The following is a 3,110-nucleotide window of genomic DNA, read 5'->3' as shown; positions in this document are numbered from 1 at the left end:
CCTCCCAAACAGGATGAATCACAATCAGCCTCCAAAAGGAATCCCTCACGATTCAGGTTTTTCTAGAAACGCTTTAGTGTCACACCACCATTCCGATCATTTCGGTGCCGTGCCGGGATTACGCGAACGGACAGGTCTGCCCGTTTATGTTTCGCGTGCCTTTCCAGACGATGCATTTCAACCCGACGGGTTTTTGGAAGACGGGCAAAGGATTGCCGGTCTTACTGTCCTTCACACACCCGGTCACGCGAGCGATCACCTCTGCTTTGCGAGGCTGGATGGAGTGTTATTCACGGGCGACCACGTGATGAGTTGGAACAGTTCGATCGTCAGCCCCCCTGACGGCAACATGCGTGATTACTGCGACCAGCTTCAACGGCTTATTGATCGCGACGATAGGATCTGCCTGCCGGGTCACGGGCCCGTACTCCAGGATCCGCGCCCTTACATCGAACAGTTACTTGCCAACCGGATGCGCCGCGAGACCCAGATCCTCAAGCATCTCCTAAATACTTCCGATACAGTCCAGAATATCGCCGCTTCAGTCTACAAGAAATCTGACCTGCATATTGCAATGGCCGCCGAAAGGAATGTTGTGGCTCATTTACAGAAACTGCTTTCTGAATCGCGAGTGGCTCAGGAAAAAGGGATCTGGAGGGTAAATTAACATAAACTTCATTACAGGAATTTTAGCGCGTTTTTGGGCAAGTTCAGTTACCGGTTGGAACCTTTACTCAACCCTTTTGCGCCGTTTTTGCAGAGCCGCGAGGCTTGCGCCAAGGTCTAGTTTTCCTGCCTTGGCCAGACGGATCAGTTCGCGCATCAGACCTCCTGGATTGCGCACTGGGTATCTTGGGTGATCTCGTTGCGCATCGACCAATAGGAGGCAGAGTGCCAAACCGTGATCGCCCAAGGTGCTTTGGCCCTCATGCCAAACTGACGGATGGATATCGAGCATTGGCAATAGCGCCCAGGCCGCCTCGACGATATCGCGCTCGCGGATTGGGCGGTTTTGATCCCCTCCCGCATCAAGCATCATGCGAAGGCCGTCGCCAGCAATGCTGTGAAGATGCTCTGGCATCAGAGTAGCAGGCGCGGAGGGGGGCGCCTCGTGCTGAGCAGTTTTCTCATGTGTCGTGGCGTTATCCACAGCCAGCAGGCTCTCTACATTTTGAATATCTTCTTTGGTGTTTTGTAAAAAGGGCCGGAAGTTTTCCGCTGGTTGGTCGGAAGAAAGCCCATGGTTTTCAAACCAGTCATCGATGCTGTTGCAAAGTTCTGCGCAGCTCTGCAAGTGGGCTGTCAGCCGGTCCAGACCAAGACGGCTTAACGCATCGCTGCGTGGCCAGTCATCGTAACGAGCCAGGATGTCTGCAACCTCCGGATCTTTGGTTGCTGAGGCGGGCAGGGCCGCAATGCACCGTTTCATGTGACGCAAACGAAGGGACCGAAGATCCTTCAAAGCGCGCAAATGCCTCCGTTCCGCACGGAGCCGATCGCGAAGGGCTATGAACTCTTCCAGTCGCGCGATCAGCGGAGTCAGTATCAAGCCTAGGCCAGCGCGACCATAGCGGGCCCCATTCGCCGCGACACGTTTCACGATCAGCCCAAGTTTGGCCAGCGCGGCCTCATCCGTTCGCAACTGGCGCGACGTCTTGCCAAGTTCGACCGCTGCGAGATCTTGTGCGCCAAAAAACACCGGTTCACGATGGGGAGAGGTCCAGTCGGATGCGCGGGTGCGCCCGATGATGTAGTTCAGAACTGCCAAGCGCGCCGGGCGCAGGCCTATATGCGGGGCAACCTCTGAAATTAGCGCCATGACAGCACCTTTGGTCCAGCCTTCCGGCAGGGTGAGATGGGTTTGGATCACGTTCACTGTCTAGTCCTTGTGAATTGGAACAAGGCTGCAACAGGGCATCCGTGTCCCCGCGAGCGACACGTTTTTTCATTGCCTTGACTGTCGGGACTGCTAGAACGAGATCACAGTTTGATTTGATCTGACGGAACGCCAATTCCGTTGTTCTTTGAGCCCCTCGCTTGGTTGCCGCCTTGCGGGGGTTTCTTCTTTTTTATCGTTTGCCTGTGACTGTTTGAGATCAGTAGTTGACTTGTTCGAAGCCATAGGCGCCCTCAAAATCCTCCCAATCGACGAACACAGCACGGACCCAGATATCGGGGCAGTTCTGGCCGTATCGCTCGGCCCCTCGGAAGGCTGGAGGAAGGGCACTTATCGAGCTGTTTTGCCACCGGAATTGGCCGTCTTGATCATACGTGCCACGCCGCACAGAAGCATATCTGTTGCAATCGTCACGGCCCTCCCTCTGACGTGCCGTAACCTGAAAGACATCTATGGAGCGGACGAAATCAAAAGCAGGGTCCGTCACATCGATATCGGCGGCACGCCCGACAGCTTGGGCGAGCTGGAGCGTTTCTCGCTCTCGGGGCAGGGAGACTGCTTGACCAGGATTGAACCCCGCCAACCTGTAGAGGCGCTCAACCGGGTTCGGCGCCTCGAACTCAGCACGCATTGGACAACGCCAGATCTGCAGCGGTGGTTCGACTGGCCAGGGCGTGATCCGGCGGATGAACTCCGCGCGCGCACGGGCGCAGGGAACCGACGCAGGCCAACCGCCTGCGAGGCACAGGAGGATCGCACAATCGATCTGGTAGCCTTGTGCGGTGGCAGGTTTGGCAGCAAGCGGTGTAAGCCCGATCGCGATGATCGCGGCAGTTGACACAAGCCGCCTCATGACAGAGCGCCGCCGCTAACCTGTTGGCGTATAATAAGACTTATGTTAATTGTGTCATAATTGCTGACATATTTTGCGCGTCGTTTCATTGGAACATCTCCTGGTAAGCGTCAAGCACAAGACGGACTTCGGCCTGCGCGGAAGCTGATGCTGCGGCGAGGCAATTCAGATAGGTTTGTGCCTCATCGAAGTAGGTGTTGAACTCGGCTCTGATGTCGTCGCCGTACTCGTTCAGGAGCGCAGGCGAGGCCGCCAGCTCCGGCCGCAACGGCAACACGCAGTCCATCGCCAGCGTCTCGGCGGTTGCTGGGATCGCTAGGGCGATGAATGTGCTACATGCCAGCAACCGCGACATCTGGT

At 56.3% G+C, this 3,110-nt stretch carries 4 protein-coding genes; 1 reads left to right on the top strand and 3 read right to left on the bottom strand.

Annotated elements, in window-relative coordinates; all coding sequences use genetic code 11:
* The coding region (locus MF268_RS25120) for an MBL fold metallo-hydrolase (RefSeq protein WP_238373423.1) at positions 1–667 on the top strand (667 nt) is incomplete at its 5' end.
* A 63-nt stretch (positions 668–730) separates the two neighbouring features.
* Here MF268_RS25120 and repC read toward each other — a convergent pair.
* The 3 genes from repC to MF268_RS25105 all read right to left on the bottom strand — a co-directional run.
* The gene (repC, locus tag MF268_RS25115) at positions 731–1,876 is read right to left on the bottom strand and encodes a replication initiation protein RepC (RefSeq protein WP_238373422.1); all 1,146 of its coding nucleotides are present in this window, start codon (positions 1,874–1,876) and stop codon (positions 731–733) included.
* Positions 1,877–2,096: 220 nt separating this feature from the next.
* Complete coding sequence (locus tag MF268_RS25110; protein ID WP_238373421.1) at positions 2,097–2,750, bottom strand: hypothetical protein; 654 nt, start codon at positions 2,748–2,750, stop codon at positions 2,097–2,099.
* Between the two features lie 85 nt (positions 2,751–2,835).
* On the bottom strand, positions 2,836–3,110 hold a 275-nt coding region (locus tag MF268_RS25105; protein WP_337926835.1), incomplete at its 5' end, for a hypothetical protein.

This window comes from Heliomarina baculiformis (genome assembly GCF_019966545.1).
GTDB classification, from domain to species: Bacteria; Pseudomonadota; Alphaproteobacteria; order Rhodobacterales; family Rhodobacteraceae; genus Heliomarina; species Heliomarina baculiformis.
This window is presented reverse-complemented; position numbering and strand designations above follow the sequence as displayed.